The organism is Frankia gtarii (assembly GCF_025403375.1).
Taxonomy (GTDB): Bacteria; Actinomycetota; Actinomycetes; order Frankiales; family Frankiaceae; genus Frankia; species Frankia gtarii.
Genome location: NZ_JAMPTM010000137.1, coordinates 1 through 17271 on the forward strand (window position 1 = coordinate 1; position 17271 = coordinate 17271).

Here is a 17271-nt window from a genome sequence, read left to right on the forward strand (position 1 = left end):
CGGGACGGGTGGTGCGGGATCAGTCGGTGACGGTGACGCCCTTGCCGACCACGGTGACACCGTGCTCGCTGACGGTGTAGCCGCGGGCGCGGTCACGGTCTTTGTCGACGCCGACCTGGCAGCCCGGGGGGACGTGGACGTTCTTGTCCAGGATCGCGTCGCGGACGATGGCGCCGCGCCCGACGACGGCGTTGTCCAGAACGACGGCGCGGTCGACCTCGGCCCAGGAGTTGATCCGCACGCCCGGCGAGAGCACCGAGGACCGCACGGTGCCACCGGAGACGATCACACCGTTGCTGACGATGCTGTTGATCGCGGTGCCGGTGCGCCGCGGGTCGTCGTGGACGAACTTGGCCGGCGGCAGCGACGGCACGCTGGTCAGGATCGGCCACTCGCGGTTGTACAGGTTGAACACCGGGTCGAGCGCGCACAGGTCCATCTGCGCGTCGAAGTAGGAGTCGAGCGTGCCGACGTCGCGCCAGTAGCCGCGGTCACGGGCGGTCGTGCCGGGCACGACGTTGTCGGTGAAGTCGTAGACGGCGGCGGCGCGCTGCTTGACCAGCATCGGGATGATGTCGCCGCCCATGTCGTGCCGGCTGTCCTCGTCATCGGCGTCCTTGCGCAGCGCGTCGATGAGCACGTCGGTGGAGAAGACGTAGTTGCCCATGGACGCGAACGTCTCCTTGGGGCTGTCCGGCAGACCGGGCGGGTCGGCGGGCTTCTCCAGGAACGCCTCGATGGTCCGGCCGTCCCGGCCGGTCTGGATCACCCCGAACGACCGGCCCTCCGCCCGCGGCACGCGCAGCCCGGCGACGGTCACCCCGGCGCCGGAGTCGAGGTGCTGGGCGACCATCTGCCGGGGATCCATCCGGTAGACGTGGTCGGCGCCGAAGACGACGACGATGTCCGGGTTGTCGTCGTGGACGAGGTTCAGCGACTGGTGGATGGCGTCGGCGCTGCCGGCGAACCACCACGGGCCCAGGCGCTGCTGCGCCGGCACCGGGGTGACGTAGTTGCCCAGCAGGTTGCTCATCCGCCACGTCGTGGTGATGTGCCGGTCGAGGCTGTGGCTCTTGTACTGGGTGAGCACGGCAATCCGCAGATAGCCGGCGTTGACCAGGTTGGATAACACGAAATCGATCAGCCGGTACAACCCACCGAAGGGAACGGCGGGCTTGGCCCGATCGGCCGTCAGCGGCGCCAGCCGCCGTCCGGCTCCCCCGGCCAGTACCAGGCCGAGGACCCGCGGACTCGGCACAGACTTGCTCCCGTCTCCTGGCATGGTCTGCGGGGCGATCCGCGGGCCGACACGTCCCTGCCCGGCCAGGTATCCGTCCACACCCGGCGTCCCGAACGACCCCTCAATCCGTGCCGGACTCGACGGGAAAGCTGCCGGATGGGGACCCTTGCCGCGAATGTCCGATGACTCCGCCGATCGCCTGTTGCGACCCTACAAGCTGGGCCTGCGAGGCTCGGAGCCGCCGCCGGACGACTGCCCCGAACGGGGTCAACCCCAGGGCCGAGCCGACCTCGTCGGGCCACACCTGTGTCCGCACGATTGTCCGCACGATCACCCGAGGAACGGCCGGACGAGGCGGAGGAACTCCCCCGGTGCGTCCAGAGGGATGAGGTGGCCGCAGTTGTCGATCAGATGGCCGGTGAGCCGGTCGGCCACCGGCTCCAACTGGCGGAACAACGCGTCTCCGACCGGGCGGGCCCCGATCGCCATCGTGGGGACGCCCAGGCGCCCCGCCGCCACCGCGTCGGCGATCTGACGGGCGTTGACCGGCATCGCGCGGTAGTACTCGAAGCCGCAGCGCAACGCCTCGGCACCGGCGTAGGCGGCGACGAACGCGTCGCGGACGGGCCCCGGCGCCCCGGTTGCGTCGTGGGTGCCGGCGCGCAGGAACCAGTCGAGATACTCGCCTTCCCGGCCGACCAGCACGGTCTCGGCCAGACCGGGTACCTGATGGAAGCCGAACCACCACGGCGGCCCGCCGCGCAGGAAGCTCTCGGCTCCCGGCAGCGTGCCGAGCAGGGACTCCATCAGCACCAGCCGCCGGACGCGGCGCGACGCACGCATCGCGAGCATGAACGCGGGGGGTGCGCCGGCATCGATCCCGACGACGTCGGCCTGGTCGACGGCGAGTGCGTCGAGCAGCCCGGACATGTCGTCGGCGAGGGTGTGCAGGTCGTAGCCGGCTGTCTCACGGCGGCTGCCGCCGAGGCCGCGCAGATCCGGCGCGATCACGCGACGGGTCCGGGCGAGCTGGGGCAGCACCAGGTTCCACAGGTCGTGCGTGTGCGGCCAGCCATGCATGAGCAGCACCGCCGGCCCCTCGCCGGCGGTGACCACGGCGAGCTCCGTCCCGTTCGTCTCGACGCGGTGCAGTTTCGTCTCGCGGTGCGGATTGGTGTCCACGGTCAGCCTCCCGGCAGGTGGTCTCCTTTGGTAACCACTGCACGATAGGTAACCTGAACCGTCCACAGAAGACGGCACTTTCACGACAGGTGGTGAGGCCGAAGTGACCGCCGCCCGCGGAGATCTGTTCTCTCCCGGCTGCCCGACGCGCCGGTTGCTCGACCGGATCGGCACCAAGTGGGTCTCGATGATCGTCAAGTTGCTCGCCGCGGCGGATCCGGGCGAGCTGCGGTTCAGCGAGCTGCGCCGCCGCATGCCCGGCGTGTCCCAGAAGATGCTGTCGCACACGTTGCAGGGTCTGGTCGCCGACGGCCTGGTGACGCGGCGCGTGCAGGACACGGTGCCACCGAGCGTCCACTACTCGCTGACCGGTCTCGGGCGCTCCCTGAACGAGCCGCTCGCGGCCCTGCGGGACTGGGCCGAGACGCACATGCCGGCGATCGACGAGCACCGCTCCGCCACCCCGCGCTGATCACGGGAAGCACCGGCGCGGTTCCGCTCGGATTTGATTGCGCGGGCACGGACCGTGACCTCAGGCCGGACTACCGGGTGTGCCGTCGATGCTGTGGTAGACGGCGAGCCAGCCCGTGCAGCGGCAGTCACCCGCCCGGGTGAACAGCGCGGCGCCGCCCACCCTCAGCGACACACCCACCGCAAGAAGGCGACCTGGTCGGCGAGCCGAGGCAGATCGAACAATGGGCCAACGGTGCCCCGCCGTTCAGTCCGCCGACTGGAGGGCAGGTAGAAGTCGTCGACATGCACGACGTGCGCGGAAGGGATGGCAGCCGCCAGCTGACCGGCCAGCGTGCTCTTGCCGGCGGCGCCTGGGCCGTCGATCCCGACGAGGACCCTCGGACCAGCCGCAGCGGCACGTGTGATGCGCTCGGCCAGAACAGCAATATCCACGGTGTCGGCTGCGGTCACGTTGGTTCCACCCCAGGCTCACATCGAGATGGCGATATTCAGCGAAGCCGGGGGCTGAACGTCAATCCGTTCACCGGCGTCTACTCGGCCGCCCTGTGCTGTGAGGGCGCCGTGGCGAAACCCGGATGATCGGGGCGGCGGCCCGGTCTGGCCGGAGGATGATCCGGCCAGACCGGCGGCGGCTCGCTGGGAGGATCAGACGTTGAAGCCGAGGGCGCGCAGCTGCTCGCGGCCGTCGTCGGTGATCTTGTCGGGGCCCCACGGGGGCATCCAGACCCAGTTGATCGTCACGCCGGCGACGAGGCCGTCGGGGCCGTCGACGAGCGCGGAGCGGGTCTGGTCCTCGATGACGTCGGTCAGCGGGCAGGCCGCCGAGGTCAGCGTCATGTCGAGGGTGACCGTGTTGTCGTCGGCGACGTGGATGCCGTAGACGAGGCCGAGGTCGACGACGTTGATGCCGAGCTCGGGGTCGACGACATCACGCATCGCCTCCTCGATGTCGGCGAACTCGGCGAGCTCCAGGCCCACGGCCCGCTCCGCGACCGTGGCCGGCGCGATGCCGGCGGCGGCGGCCGCGGGGCCGGTGGCCGGCGCCGGGCTGTCGCTCGCCGCCGTCTCGGCGCGAGTGTCGGTGACCGCGTCGCTCATGGCTTCTCCTGCTCGGGTACGTCGAGGGGTGCGCCGACGGGGGCTGGCGCGGCACCGGTGGCGGCGGCCGGGTCGACGGCCTTGGCCGTCGCGTCCTTCCAGGCCATCCAGGACAGCAGGGCGCACTTTACCCGGGCGGGGTACTTCGAGACGCCGGCGAACGCCACCGCGTCCTCCAGCACGTCCTCGTTGCCCTCCGCGGTGCCCCGCGACTGCATCAGCGCCAGGAACTCGCGTTCGAGCTCGAGCGCCTCGTCGATCTTCTTGCCGATGACCAGGTCGCTCATGACGCTCGCCGAGGCCTGGCTGATCGAGCAGCCCTCGCTCTCGTAGGAGACGTCCTCGACGACCCCGTCGGAGACCTTCACCCGCAGGGTGACCTCGTCGCCGCAGGTCGGGTTGACGTGGTGCACCTCGGCGTCGAACGGGTCGCGCAGGCCGCGGTGCAACGGATTGCGGTAGTGGTCCAGGATGATCTCCTGGTACATGGAATCGAGCTTCACCTCGAGAAGAACCTCCGAACCCCGTGCAGACCTTCCACCAACGCGTCGACCTCGCCGGTCGTCGTGTACAGGTGGAACGATGCCCGGGTCGTGGCCGGCACGCCGAAGCGCAGGCAGACCGGCCGGGCGCAGTGGTGGCCGACGCGCACGGCGATGCCGCGCTCGTCGAGGAGCTGCCCCACGTCGTGGGGGTGAATCGCCCGGCCGGTGTCGTCGTGCAGGACGAAGGAGATCGCCCCGCCGCGGTCGATGTCGGTCGGCGGCCCGATGATCCGGGTGCCGGGCACGGTGGCGAGCGCGTCGAGGGCGTATCCGGTGACGGCGTGCTCGTGCTCGGCGATCGCCGGCATGCCCAGCGCCGTCAGGTAGTCCACGGCGGCACCGAGCCCGACGACCTGGCTGATCATCGGGGTGCCGGCCTCGAAGCGGTGCGGCGGGGCCGCGTAGGTCGACCCCTCCATCGTGACGATCTCGATCATCTCGCCGCCGCCGAGGAACGGCGGCATGACCTCCAGGAGCTCGTGGCGCCCCCAGAGCACCCCGACGCCGGTCGGCGCGCACATCTTGTGGCCGGTGAAGGCCAGGAAGTCGACGCCGAGCTCGGCGACGTCGATCGGCATGTGCGGCACCGACTGGGAGCCGTCGAGGACGGTGAGCGCGCCGACCTCGCGGGCCCGGGCGACGATGCGCGCCACCGGGTTGACCGTGCCGAGGATGTTCGACTGGTGGACCATCGAGACGACCTTCGCCCGGTCGGTGATGACCGCGTCGAGGTTGTCGAGGTTCAGCCGGCCGTCGTCGGTCAGCCCGATCCAGCGCAGGGTGGCGCCGGTGCGCCGGGCGAGCATCTGCCAGGGCACCAGGTTGGAGTGGTGCTCCATCTCGGTCACGACGATCTCGTCGCCGGGGCCGATCCGGAAGCGCTCCGCCTCCGCGCCGGTGGTCTCCGCGTTACTCATGGCGTAGGCGACGAGGTTCAGCGCCTCGGTGGAGTTCTTCGTGAAGACGACCTCGCGCCGGTCGGTCGCGCCGATGAAGGCGGCGACCTTGTCCCGCGTCGCCTCGTACAGGCCGGTGGCCTCCTCGGCGAGCACGTGGATGCCGCGGTGCACGTTGGCGTTGTGCAGCTCGTAGTAGGCACGCTCGGCGTCGAGGACGGCCAGCGGCTTCTGCGAGGTGGCGGCGCTGTCGAGGTAGACCAGTGGAAGGTCGTCGTGCACCGTGCGGGCGAGGATCGGGAAGTCCTTGCGGACCTGCTCGACGTCGAAGCCCGCGGCGCCCGGTGTGCCGCCGACGACCAGCGACTCGGTCAACGTCATGACACCGCTCCCGCTCCCGCCGGCGCCGCGGCCTCGCCGCCCTTGACGTAGCGGTCGTAGCCGGAGTCCTCCAGCACGGCGGCGAGTTCCGGGCCGCCCTCGTCGACGATGCGCCCGGCCGCCATCACGTGCACGAACTCGGGCTTGATGTAGCGCAGGATGCGGGTGTAGTGGGTGATGAGCAGGATGCCCGTCTCCCCCTTGGCCCGCACGGCCTCGATGCCGCCGGAGACGATGCGCAGCGCGTCGACGTCGAGGCCGGAGTCGGTCTCGTCGAGCACGGCGATCTTCGGCTTGAGCAGCGCCATCTGGAGGATCTCGTGGCGCTTCTTCTCACCGCCGGAGAAGCCCTCGTTGACGCCGCGCTCGGCGAACGCCGGGTCCATCTCCAGGGCCTCCATGGAGGCCTTGACCTCCTTGACCCAGGTACGCAGCTTCGGCGCCTCGCCGCGCACGGCCGTGGCCGAGGAGCGCAGGAAGTTCGACACCGACACCCCGGGGATCTCCACCGGGTACTGCATCGCCAGGAAGATCCCGGCGCGGGCGCGGGCGTCGACGCCCATCGTGAGGACGTCCTCGCCGTCGAGCGTGATGCTGCCGCCGGTCACGGTGTACTTGGGGTGGCCCGCGATCGAGTACGACAGCGTCGACTTGCCCGAGCCGTTCGGACCCATGATCGCGTGCGTCTCACCCTTGCGGACGGTGAGGTCGACGCCGCGCAGGATCTCGCGCGGGCCCTCCTCCGTCTCGACCGAGACGTGCAGGTTACGAATCTCCAAGGTCGACACCGCTGCCGTCACCCTCGTTCCAGGTTCGAATGTGCGACGTCGACGAGCACGTCGTCGCCGTCGATGGTCACTGCGTAGGTGGGCACCGGGTCGATCGCCGGCAGGGTCAGCGCCTTGCCGCTGGCCAGGTCGAAATGGGACCCGTGCAGCCAGCACTCGATCTTGCCGTTCTCGACCTCGCCCTGGGAAAGCTGTACGTCGGCGTGCGAGCACTCGTCGCGCACCGCGTAGACCCGCTCCCCGGCCCGCACGACGCACACCGGCACGCCCTCGATCTCGGTGCCGAGCGCCGTGTCGTCGGCCAGGTCGGCCAGCGCACATACCCGGTGCCAGCGGGGGGTGGTCACGGGGTCGGCGGCGGTGCTCATGCGCCCGCCGGCTCGGCGCCGTCGTCGGCCGGCGTCTCGCCGAGCCGATCGGAGACCGTCGCCATGATCCGGTCCCGCACCTCGGTGACCTGGATGCGATCGATGACCTCGGCGAAGAAGCCGTGCACGACCAGCCGGCGGGCCTCGGCCGGCGGGATGCCGCGGGACTGCAGGTAGAACAGGGCCTCGTCGTCGAAGCGGCCGGTGGCGCTGGCGTGGCCGGCCCCGACGATCTCCCCGGTGAGGATCTCCAGGTTGGGCACCGAGTCGGCGCGGGCGCCGTCGGTGAGCACCAGATTGCGGTTGAGCTCGTAGGTGTCGGTGTCGACCGCGTCCGCCTCGATGAGCACGTCGCCGATCCACACCGAGTGCGCCGCGTCGCCGCGCAGCGCGCCCTTGTAGGTCACCCGGCTGCGACACGACCGCGGGGTGTGCGTGACAAGCAGCCGGTGCTCCTGGTGCTGGCCGGCGTCGGTGAAGAACACGCCGTTGAGCTCGGCGTCGCCACCCGGGCCGCGGTACACGACGGTCGGGTTGAGCCGGACCAGGTCGCCGCCGAGGGTGACGGTGAACGAGCGCAGCTTCGCGTCGCGGCCGATCGAGTAGGCGTGCGCGCCGACGTGCACGGCACCCGCGTCCCAGTCCTGCAGGGACACGAAGGTCAGCGAGGCGCCGTGGCCGACGTACACCTCGACGTTGCCGGCGTAGGTGGCGCTGCCGGTGTGGTCGAGCACGACAGTGGCCGACGCGAACGGGCCGACCTCGATGCTCAGATGGCCGTAGGCGACCCCGGCGGCGGCACCGGCCGCGGTCCGGGGGCTCTCGCCGTGCAGGTGCACGATCACCGGCTCGGCCAGGGCGGCCTCGGCCGGGATCGTGACGGCCGTCGCCCCGCCGGCGCGGGCCATGGCGAACGCGGCGACCCGGTCCGCCGGGGTGAGCACCCGGCCGATGCGCGGGTCGGCGGCGTCGAGCTGCTCCACGGCGACCCCGGCCGGCGCCGAGACGGTGACGGACACCTTGCCGTCGGCGTCGGGGCCGGCGAGCAGGCCGCGCAGCCGGCGCAGCGGGGTGAACCGCCACGCCTCCTCGCGGCCGGTGGGCACGCCGTGGTCGAGCGGGTTGCGCGATCGCACCGGGCGGGGCACGGCTCCGGAGGCCATCGGGGGGCGCCCGGTGGCGTCGATGACGACCATCAGCCGACCGCACCTTCCATCTGCAGTTCGATGAGCCGGTTCAGCTCGAGGGCGTACTCCATCGGCAGCTCGCGGGCGATGGGCTCGACGAAGCCACGCACGATCATGGCCATCGCCTCCTCCTCCGACAGGCCGCGGCTCATCAGGTAGAACAGCTGGTCCGCGCCGACCTTGGAGACGCTGGCCTCGTGGCCGATGGAGGCGTCGTCCTCGCGCACGTCCACATAGGGGTAGGTGTCCGAGCGGCTGATGGTGTCCACGAGCAGCGCGTCGCACTTGACCGTCGACCTCGACGCCGCGGAGCCCTCGTTGATCTGCACGAGGCCGCGGTAGGAGGTGCGGCCGCCGCCGCGGGCCACCGACTTCGAGATGATCGTCGACGACGTGCGGGGCGCGGCGTGCACCATCTTGGCGCCGGCGTCCTGGTGCTGGCCGGCACCGGCGAAGGCGATCGAGAGGACCTCGCCCTTGGCGTGCTCACCGAGCAGCCACACCGCCGGGTACTTCATCGTCACCTTGGAGCCGATGTTGCCGTCGACCCACTCCATCGTGGCGCCCTCGTGGCAGGCAGCCCGCTTGGTGACCAGGTTGTAGACGTTGTTCGACCAGTTCTGGATGGTCGTGTACCGGCAGCGCGCGTTCTTCTTCACGATGATCTCGACGACCGCGGAGTGCAGCGAGTCCGAGGAGTAGACCGGCGCCGTGCAGCCCTCGACGTAGTGCACGTAGGCACCCTCGTCGACGATGATCAGCGTCCGCTCGAACTGGCCCATGTTCTCGGTGTTGATCCGGAAGTAGGCCTGCAGCGGGATCTCCACCTGCACGCCCGGCGGCACGTAGATGAACGACCCGCCCGACCACACGGACGTGTTCAGCGCGGCGAACTTGTTGTCGCCGACCGGGATGACCGAGCCGAAGTACTCCTGGAACAGCTCCGGGTGCTCGCGCAGGCCGGAGTCGGTGTCCAGGAAGATGACGCCCTGCTCCTCAAGATCCTCACGGATCTTGTGGTAGACGACCTCGGACTCGTACTGCGCGGCGACGCCCGAGACGAGGCGCTGCTTCTCCGCCTCCGGGATGCCGAGCCGGTCGTAGGTCGCCTTGATGTCCTCGGGCAGGTCCGACCACTCGGCGGCCTGCTTCTCGGTGGAGCGGACGAAGTACTTGATGTTGTCGAAGTCGATGCCGGAGAGGTCCGCGCCCCAGGTCGGCATCGGCTTGCGCTCGAACAGCCGCAGGCCCTTCAGGCGCAGGTCGGTCATCCACGACGGCTCGGACTTCTTCGCCGAGATGTTGCGGACGACCGCCTCGGACACGCCGCGCTGGACGTCGTCGGCGTAGGCGTCGGTGTCAGCCCAGCCGAACTTGTAGGAACCAAGGCCTTCGAGGGCGGTCTCGGCAGAGGTTGTCATAGGGCGGAACCCTCCGAAGACGGGGATGGTGAGCAGGTCGGGGGCGCGGGTGCGGGGCGCGGTTCGGACGCGGTCGGCCTCGACCCGTCCGCACGGGATACGCCCTGGTAGGACGGACCATCCGGAACCGATCCCGGCGCCGCGCCCACAGGGATGTGAGTCGTGCAGACGCCGTCGCCGTGCGCGATCGTCGCCAGGCGCTGCACATGGGTGTCGAGGACCCGGGCGAGCGCCGCGGTCTCGGCGTCGCACAGCGCCGGGAAGCGCTCCGCGACGAACTGGACCGGGCAGTGGTGCTGGCAGATCTGCAGACCGGTCGGCAGCTCCGAGACGCTGGCCGTGTAGCCGGCGGCCGTCATCGCCTCGGCCAGCGCCGCCGGGCGATCGGCCGGCTCCGCCGCGACGACCGCGGAGCGCACCCGACGCTCCAGGTCGGAGGCCCGGCCCTCGGCGAACTGGCTGACCGCCGAGGGTCCGACGACCTCCGCCAGGAACCGCAGTGCGCCGGCCGCGAGGTCGGAGTACGCCGTCGGACCGGCCCGGTGGCCGGCCTCGGTGAGCGCGTAGCTGCGGGCCGGCCGGCCGCGGCCCCGCGGCTCGCGCGAACGGCTCTCGGTCGGGGTGATGATGCCGTCCCCGACCATGGCGTCGAGGTGCCGGCGGATGCCCGCCGGGGACACGCCGAGCTGCCGGGACAGCTCGGCCGCCGTGGCCGACCCGCCCTCCAGCAGCAGACGCACGACCCGGTCGCGGGTGCGGCCGTCGGCCGTCCCGCCCGAGGCATCGTGGTCTTTTTTCACAACGCTAGTGTGCCCTATTTACGGGACGGGGTCGAACCGAGGGCCCCCGATCAGATCCATCCCGAGGCGATGTCCGTCACAGGTGGGGCCCACCCCAGCCATGATGCCGGGGCTGGTCGCGTACCGCATCCGCACAACATCTACCCACGGTGCATGCCCTGTCCGCGCCCGTCGACGGCGTGATGCCAGACTTGCGGCACCACCGGGCGGGTCGTCCCTGCGGACGCCCACCCCCGGCGGACTCGAACGGGGAGGTGGCGGACGAATGCGGGCTCGACGACGGCACGGCGCGATCGGGCGGACCCTGCTCGGACTCGGCCTGCTGCTCGCCCTCGGCACAGCCGCGGCCTGCGGCGGCGGGGGCGAGAAGACCAACGGCCTGGAGAAGCTGCCGGCCGCCGAGGTCGGCTCCCGCACGCTCGCGGCGCTGCGCTCCGCCCCCGGAGTACATGTGGTGGGCACCGAGAAGGACCCGAGCTCCGACTCCCCCGCCCGCTACGACCTGGTGATGTCCGCCACGACGACCCGTGGCACCATCGAGGAGTACGGCCAGCAGACCCAACTCGTCAAGATCGCCGACGACACCTACGTCCGGCGCGGCCGCGCCTTCTACACGGCGACGGGCGAGGCCGCCGCCGCCGACCTGCTCGCCGACCGGTGGGTCCGGCTCGCGCCCGCCGACGCCGCCAAGTACAGCTACTTCACCCTCGCCCGGCTCAGCGACTCCCTCAACAGCTACCTCGTCGGCCTCGCCGGCGAGGTGCGGCGGGAGAAGGTCGACGGCGCCCGGGCGGTGCGGGCGGCGGCGCCCGACGGCACCGCCTTCCTCGTCGCGAACACCGGCCCCGCCTACCCCCTGCGGATCACCGTCGCGGGCAGCTCCACCAACCAGGTGGACTTCGACGGCTACGGTCCGGCCGCGGCCGTCACCCCGCCCGGCTCCGCCGTCGACCTGTCCAGCCTGGGCTGACGCCTGGCCCGGGCACGGCGCCACGCCCGTTCCCGCGGAGTGCGGCAAGATCTGCCGGACGGCGGCGCGGACAGGCGCGGGCAGGCAGACGCGCACGGCGGGAGGCAACGATGGGCACACCTGCACGGGGCAGCGTGGTGGCCGCGGTCGACCAGGGCACCACCGGGACCACGGTCTGTCTGCTCGATCGCGACGGGCGGGTCGCCGGGCGCGGATACACCGAGATCCATCCCAGCTTCCCGCGACCCGGCCGGGTCGAGCAGGATCCCGAGGAACTGTGGCGCAGCGTCGTCGACACCGTCAACGCGGCGCTGGCCGACGCCGATCTGCGCCCCACCGACCTCGCCGCGCTGGGCATCACCAACCAGCGGGAGACCACCGTGGTGTGGGAGCGGTCCTCCTCCACCCCGGTCGGTCCGGCGATCGTCTGGCAGGACCGGCGTACGGCCGCCCACTGCGAGCGCCTCGCCGCCGGCGGGCACGCGGCCGCCGTCGGCGACCGCACCGGCCTCGTCCTCGACCCGTACTTCTCCGCCACGAAGATCGGCTGGATCCTGGACCGGGACCCGGCGCTGCGCCGCCGCGCCGGCCGCGGCGAGATCGCCTTCGGCACCGTCGACTCCTGGCTGGTGTGGAAGCTGACCGGCGGCGCCGTCCACGTCACCGACGTCACCAACGCCTCCCGGACGCTGCTGCTCGACCTCGCCACCGCGGCCTGGGCCCCCGACATGCTGGACCTGTTCGACGTGCCCGCCGAGATGCTGCCCGACGTGGTGCCAAGCTCCCGGGTCTACGCCGAGACCGACCCGGATGCCTTCCTCGGTGTGCGGATCCCGGTCGCCGCCGCCGTCGGCGACCAGCAGGCCGCCCTGTTCGCCCAGGGCTGCGTCGAGCCGGGGCAGGCCAAGAACACCTACGGCACCGGCTCGTTCGTCCTGGTCAACACCGGTCCGACGGTGCCGCCGCCGCAGTCGTCACTGCTGCGGACGGTCGCCTACCAGCTCGACGGCGAGCCCGTGCGCTACGCCCTGGAGGGCGCGATCCTGTCCACCGGCGCGGCGGTCGGCTGGCTGCGCGACTCCCTGGGGATCATCCGCGACGCCGCCGAGACGGCACAGCTGGCCGCCTCGCTGCCCGGCAACGACGGCGTCTACTTCGTCCCGGCGCTCACCGGCCTCGGCGCGCCGCACTGGGACCCGCGCGCCCGCGGCACGCTGCTCGGGATCACCCGCGGCACCGGCCGGGCGCACCTGGCCCGCGCGGTGCTGGAGGGCATCGCCTACCGGACCCGCGACGTCGTCGAGGCGATGGCCGGCGCCGGATTCGCCGTGCGGGAGCTGCGCGCGGACGGCGGGGCCGCGCGCAACCCGTGGCTCATGCAGTTCCAGGCCGACATCCTCGGCGTCGACGTCGACGTGCCCGACAACATCGAGACCACCGCACTCGGCTCGGCGTACCTCGCGGGCCTGGCCATCGGCTTCTTCACCGACCCGACCGCGCTCGCCGCGCACCGACGCAGCGAGCGGCGCTACCGCCCGGCGATGCCGCCCGCCCAGCGCGACCGTGCCTACCGCCGTTGGCTGGCCGCCGTCGACCGCGCCCGCGCCTGGGCCGACGACACCGACGACACCGACGCCGAGATCGACGCCGAGATCGACGCCGAGGACACCGACCGCGACGAAGGAACCTCGTAGGGACAACACCGCGCTCGACCAGAATCGCGCTCGACGAACCTCGCTCGACGAACCTCTTCCACCCCTGCTGTTACCGGTACCCGTCGTTACTCATCGTCGTCGCCACGACGGGCGCAGTTGCTGCGGACCTGCGCGGCCGGGCCCTGCGCGGCTCGTCCCGTGGCCCCGTACCCGTACAACTGGGTCGAGCCGAGGTAGGGCACCTGTACCTGCACAGGAAGCCGCGGCAACGCACGCTGCTGACGTGCTCTGGCGCTCACTGGGCGGGCGCGGACCCGGTTGCCGCGCGGCCGATCAGGTCACCGCGGCATCGCACCAGGTGACGTAAATTGGTCACCGAACGCCACCGGTAGAACGTCCCCACCCCTGAGCCTGCTGCACCCTGCATTCACAGGAACACGTCGGGGCCACATTCCCTTGAGCCTTCTTGGTCGAACCGGCTGCCAGACGCACCAATGCCTGACAGGGTGTTACTGGGGGGCGGTTGGCGTCTCCTGTCGACCTGACCCGGACGGAGACCGTGACCGAGGCGGACTACGCCCTGGAGCTCGGGCGCCGGCTTCGCGCCGCGCGCAACCGGCGTGGCATGTCGCTACTGGATGTCCAGGAGCGCACCCACGGTCGGTGGACCGCGGGAACTCTGGGAGCCTACGAACGAGGCTCCCGTACCCTGCGGGTGCACCGGCTCGTCGAGCTCGCCGATCTGTACGACGTTCCGGCGACCCTGCTGGTCCCACCGGCGGCCGACCGCCGTGACGTCGACCACCTTCCCCCACTCGTCATCGACCTACGCCGGCTGCGCAAACTGCCGCCGACCCGGACCGGCCCGCTACGGCGCTGGATCGCGATCGTGCAGGTACTGCGCTCGGACAGCTCTCGCGACCTTCTGCGGCTGCGCCGCTCTGACCTGCAGTCGCTGTCGCGGCTGTACAGCACGACGCCGTCGATGCTCTACGAACGGCTCGGCGCCTGGGGCGCGTTGGTGGAGCCGGGCGAGCCGGTGGCGGTCGGCGCACGGCGGCGGGTTCTGCCCATCCGGCCGCCGCAGCAGCGAAGTTGACGGCGCCAGCCCGCGGTCGGCTCCGAGGTGGCAGGAATGAACCCCCCTTCCCCCCGGTCGGATCCGTAGGATCGCCAGGTGGCCGAGATCCTGGCAATCAGCGTCACGGGCCTCGTGAAGACCTACTCCACGCGGTCCGTTCCCTCCCGGTCCGGGGCCGCCCGGGCGGAGGGCTCCCGGGGCCCCGGCCGACGTGGCCGCCGCGGTTCCGCCGCGCCGAGTCTGCGGCCCGCGCCGTTCACCGAGGTCTCGACGACGCCCGCAACGTTCGCGGCACCCGCCGGGCGGGGCACCCCCTCCGACAGCCGGATACGTGCCGTCGATAACCTGTCACTGAGCGTCCCGGTCGGCTCCGTGACGGCGTTGCTGGGCCCCAACGGTGCCGGCAAGACGACGACGGTGGAAATCTGCGAGGGCTTTCGCCGGGCCGACGCCGGTGAGGTCCGCATCCTGGGCCTCGACCCGATCGGGGACGCGGTCGCCCTGCGCCCCCGCGTCGGGGTGATGCTCCAGGCCGGCGGGATGTACCCGGGTGCTCGAGCCGGGGAGATGCTGCGCCTTGTCGCGGCGCACCACCGCCACCCGCTCGATCCCGCGGCGCTGCTGGACCGGCTCGGCCTGACCGACTCCGCCGGCACCCCGTTCCGCCGGCTGTCCGGTGGCCAACAGCAGCGGCTGTCACTGGCGATGGCCGTGGTCGGCCGACCCGAGCTGGTGTTCCTCGACGAGCCGACGGCCGGGCTGGACGTCGCCGGTCGGCGCACCACCTGGGAGCTGATCGAGGAGCTGCGTACGGCCGGCGTCACCGTCGTGCTCACCACCCACGCCATGGACGAGGCCGAGCGCCTCGCCGACCAGGTGATCATCATCAATCGCGGCCGGGTCGTGGCCGTCGGCTCGCCCGCGGAGCTCACCCGCGGTGGCGCCGAGGGCCAGCTGCGCTTCCGCGCCCCCACCGGCCTGGAGCTCGGCAAGCTGCTGCTCGCGCTGCCGGAGGGCACCACCGCCCACGAGGGGCCGGTCGGGCACTACCTGGTCCAGGGCACGGTCGATCCGCAGCTGCTCGCCGCGGTGACCGCCTGGTGCGCCGGCAACGGCGTGCTCGCGGAGGATCTCCGGGTCGAGCAACGAACACTGGAGGACGTCTTCGTGGAGCTGACCGGTTCGGAGCTGGTTTCGTGACCGCCGCCGACGCGTTCGGCTCGCCCAGCGGCCCGGGCCCCCACCAGCCCGCTGCCGGCCGCGGTGGCGCCGGCCTGCTCGACCTGCGCCCGGCGCCGGCGGCGGCCACCCGGGCCCGGATGTTCGCCGCGCAGACCCGGCTCGAACTGATCCTCACCCTGCGCCGCGGCGAGTCCGTACTGCTGACGATGATCATCCCGATCGGCCTGCTCGCCTTCTTCACCGCCGTCGACGTGCTGCCGAGCGGCACCGAGAAGTCGGTCGACTTCCTCGTCCCCGGGGTGCTCGCGCTCGCGGTGATGTCGACCGCGTTCACCGGCCAGGCCATCGCCACCGGCTTCGAACGCTCCTACGGGGTGCTCAAACGGCTCGGGGCGACGCCGCTGCCCCGCTCGATCCTGCTCGCCGGCAAGACCGCGGCCGTGCTCGCCGTCGAGGTCATCCAGCTCGTCCTGCTGGTCGCCGTGGGCTTCGCGCTGGGCTGGGATCCGGCCGGCGGGGCGGGCGCCGTGCCGTCGGTGCTGGCACTGCTCGTGCTCGGCACCGCCGCGTTTTCCGGCCTCGGCCTGCTCATGGCCGGCACCCTGCGCGCCGAGGCGACGCTTGCCGCCGCCAACGGCGTCTACCTGCTACTGCTGCTGATCGGCGGGGTGGTCTTCCCGCTGTCGAAGCTGCCCGGCTGGCTGCGGGCGATCGCCGAGGTGCTGCCCACCGCCGCGTTGTCGGACGGGTTGCGCGACGTCCTCGCCGACGGTTCCGGCCCCGGGGTCCGCAACCTGGTCGTGCTCGCGGTGTGGGCTGTGGTGACCCTGGGCCTCGCCGCCCGCACCTTCCGCTGGGAATAACCGACCGCCGCGCATGACCCGACCGCCGCACATGACCCGACCGCCGCACATGACCCGACCGCCACGCATGACCCGACCGCCACGCATGACCCGACCGGGCGGCGCTGCGTCCGGCCGGCCGGACGTGAGCGCACCGGGCGTTACTATGGCGTCCGTGCCAACTTCTACAACGCGTCGGAGATTGCCGCTCGTCGGCCGGCGCGCGTTCCAGTTCGTCACCGCGCTCAACGTCTTCGCGCTGTCCCTGATCGTGGTCAGTGGCGGGGTCGTCCGGCTCAGCGGCTCCGGTCTGGGCTGCCCGACGTGGCCGCAGTGCGGCGACGGCTCGTTCACCCCGCACTCCGAGTACGCCCTGCACGGTGCGATCGAGTTCGGCAACCGGGTGGTCGGGCTGGTCGTCGGGGTCGTGGTGCTCATCACCCCGATCATGGCGCTGCGGCTGCGCGACGGCCGCCGCCGGGACCTGACCCTGCTGTCGTTCGGCCTGTGGCTGGGCTACCTCGGCCAGGCCGTGCTGGGCGGGATCACCGTCCTGACGAAGCTGAACCCGGTGACCGTCGCCGCCCACTTCCTGCTGTCCATGGTGCTGCTGTGGAACGCCGTCGTCCTCGACCGCCGCGCCCGCCAGGGCGCCGGCCCGGTGACCCCGGCGGTCGCCCCCGCGCTGCTGTGGCTGGCCCGACTGCTCGTCGTCGTCTCCGCCGGCGTCCTCGTCCTCGGCACGGTGGTGACCGGCACCGGCCCGCACAGCGGCGACAGCGAGCACCCCGCCCGCTTCGGCTTCGACATCGTCAACGTCTCCCAGCTCCACGCCGACGGCGCGATGCTGCTGACCGGCCTGGTGGCGGCGATGGCGTTCGCGGTGCGCATCACCGCCGCCCCCGCGGCGGCCCGACGCGACTCGCTCGCCCTGGTCGCCGTCGTCGTCGCGCAGGCCGGCCTCGGGTTCGCCCAGTACTTCCTCGGCGTCCCGTCCGGCCTCGTCGCCCTGCACATGACCGGCGCCACCGTGATGTGGGTCGTCGCCCTGCGCCTGTGGCTCGCCATGGTCGCCCGCCCGGCCCCCGCGACCGCTGCGGGGGCGACGGTGACCGATGACGCCCCGGCAGAGCACGCGACACCCGTCACCGCCCCGCCGGC

At 71.9% G+C, this 17271-nt stretch carries 18 protein-coding genes; 8 read left to right on the forward strand and 10 right to left on the reverse strand.

What is annotated here, in order from left to right; translation table 11 throughout:
* Nucleotides 1-19 precede the first annotated feature (19 nt).
* Together glgC and NBZ83_RS19035 are read right to left on the reverse strand one after the other, a co-directional pair.
* A complete protein-coding gene (gene glgC / locus NBZ83_RS19030; protein WP_261569994.1) occupies nt 20-1258 on the reverse strand; it encodes a glucose-1-phosphate adenylyltransferase in 1239 nt (412 codons plus the stop codon).
* A 312-nt stretch (nt 1259-1570) separates the two neighbouring features.
* A complete protein-coding gene (locus NBZ83_RS19035) occupies nt 1571-2422 on the reverse strand; it encodes an alpha/beta fold hydrolase (RefSeq protein WP_261569993.1) in 852 nt (283 codons plus the stop codon).
* 103 nt (nt 2423-2525) lie between these two features.
* On the opposite strand from NBZ83_RS19035, the gene NBZ83_RS19040 reads away from it, so the two are divergent.
* A complete protein-coding gene (locus NBZ83_RS19040) occupies nt 2526-2894 on the forward strand; it encodes a winged helix-turn-helix transcriptional regulator (protein WP_261569992.1) in 369 nt (122 codons plus the stop codon).
* 284 nt (nt 2895-3178) lie between these two features.
* On the forward strand, nt 3179-3475 hold the full coding sequence (locus NBZ83_RS19045; protein WP_261569991.1) for a hypothetical protein: 297 nt from the start codon (nt 3179-3181) through the stop codon (nt 3473-3475).
* Nucleotides 3476-3541: 66 nt separating this feature from the next.
* On the opposite strand, the gene NBZ83_RS19050 is transcribed toward NBZ83_RS19045, so the two are convergent.
* From NBZ83_RS19050 to NBZ83_RS19085, 8 genes are read right to left on the reverse strand one after another with little or no spacing between them, the layout of a single operon-like run.
* Nucleotides 3542-3994 carry a metal-sulfur cluster assembly factor gene (locus tag NBZ83_RS19050; protein ID WP_261569990.1) on the reverse strand — a complete coding sequence of 151 codons (453 nt, stop codon included), beginning with the start codon at nt 3992-3994 and terminating at the stop codon, nt 3542-3544.
* The gene (gene sufU, locus NBZ83_RS19055) at nt 3991-4497 is read right to left on the reverse strand and encodes a Fe-S cluster assembly sulfur transfer protein SufU (RefSeq protein WP_261569989.1); all 507 of its coding nucleotides are present in this window, start codon (nt 4495-4497) and stop codon (nt 3991-3993) included. The genes NBZ83_RS19050 and sufU overlap by 4 nt, the downstream gene beginning before the upstream one ends.
* Nucleotides 4494-5816: a cysteine desulfurase gene (locus NBZ83_RS19060; protein ID WP_261569988.1), complete on the reverse strand. Its 1323-nt coding sequence runs from the start codon at nt 5814-5816 to the stop codon at nt 4494-4496. The genes sufU and NBZ83_RS19060 overlap by 4 nt, the downstream gene beginning before the upstream one ends.
* Nucleotides 5813-6604 (reverse strand): Fe-S cluster assembly ATPase SufC, encoded by a 792-nt coding sequence (gene sufC, locus NBZ83_RS19065; RefSeq protein WP_261569987.1) that lies wholly within the window; start codon nt 6602-6604, stop codon nt 5813-5815. The genes NBZ83_RS19060 and sufC overlap by 4 nt, the downstream gene beginning before the upstream one ends.
* An 8-nt stretch (nt 6605-6612) precedes the next feature.
* Nucleotides 6613-6972 (reverse strand): non-heme iron oxygenase ferredoxin subunit, encoded by a 360-nt coding sequence (locus NBZ83_RS19070; RefSeq protein ID WP_261569986.1) that lies wholly within the window; start codon nt 6970-6972, stop codon nt 6613-6615.
* Nucleotides 6969-8168: a Fe-S cluster assembly protein SufD gene (gene sufD, locus NBZ83_RS19075; protein ID WP_261575530.1), complete on the reverse strand. Its 1200-nt coding sequence runs from the start codon at nt 8166-8168 to the stop codon at nt 6969-6971. Before sufD ends, NBZ83_RS19070 begins: the two co-directional genes overlap by 4 nt.
* A complete protein-coding gene (gene sufB / locus NBZ83_RS19080) occupies nt 8168-9580 on the reverse strand; it encodes a Fe-S cluster assembly protein SufB (RefSeq protein WP_261569984.1) in 1413 nt (470 codons plus the stop codon). Before sufB ends, sufD begins: the two co-directional genes overlap by 1 nt.
* Entirely contained in the window at nt 9577-10380 is an 804-nt protein-coding gene (locus NBZ83_RS19085; protein ID WP_261569983.1) for a helix-turn-helix transcriptional regulator, read from the reverse strand. Before NBZ83_RS19085 ends, sufB begins: the two co-directional genes overlap by 4 nt.
* A 265-nt stretch (nt 10381-10645) precedes the next feature.
* Here NBZ83_RS19085 and NBZ83_RS19090 point away from each other — a divergent pair, with 265 nt between their 5' ends.
* The 6 genes from NBZ83_RS19090 to NBZ83_RS19115 form a co-directional block, all read left to right on the forward strand.
* A complete protein-coding gene (locus NBZ83_RS19090; protein WP_261569982.1) occupies nt 10646-11350 on the forward strand; it encodes a hypothetical protein in 705 nt (234 codons plus the stop codon).
* 110 nt (nt 11351-11460) lie between these two features.
* On the forward strand, nt 11461-13044 hold the full coding sequence (gene glpK, locus NBZ83_RS19095; RefSeq protein ID WP_261569981.1) for a glycerol kinase GlpK: 1584 nt from the start codon (nt 11461-11463) through the stop codon (nt 13042-13044).
* A gap of 520 nt (nt 13045-13564) precedes the next feature.
* Complete coding sequence (locus NBZ83_RS19100; RefSeq protein WP_261569980.1) at nt 13565-14104, forward strand: transcriptional regulator; 540 nt, start codon at nt 13565-13567, stop codon at nt 14102-14104.
* A gap of 78 nt (nt 14105-14182) precedes the next feature.
* On the forward strand, nt 14183-15286 hold the full coding sequence (locus tag NBZ83_RS19105; protein WP_261569979.1) for an ABC transporter ATP-binding protein: 1104 nt from the start codon (nt 14183-14185) through the stop codon (nt 15284-15286).
* On the forward strand, nt 15283-16131 hold the full coding sequence (locus tag NBZ83_RS19110) for an ABC transporter permease (RefSeq protein WP_261569978.1): 849 nt from the start codon (nt 15283-15285) through the stop codon (nt 16129-16131). The genes NBZ83_RS19105 and NBZ83_RS19110 overlap by 4 nt, the downstream gene beginning before the upstream one ends.
* Before the next feature lie 145 nt (nt 16132-16276).
* The coding region (locus tag NBZ83_RS19115; RefSeq protein WP_261575531.1) for a COX15/CtaA family protein at nt 16277-17271 on the forward strand (995 nt) is incomplete at its 3' end.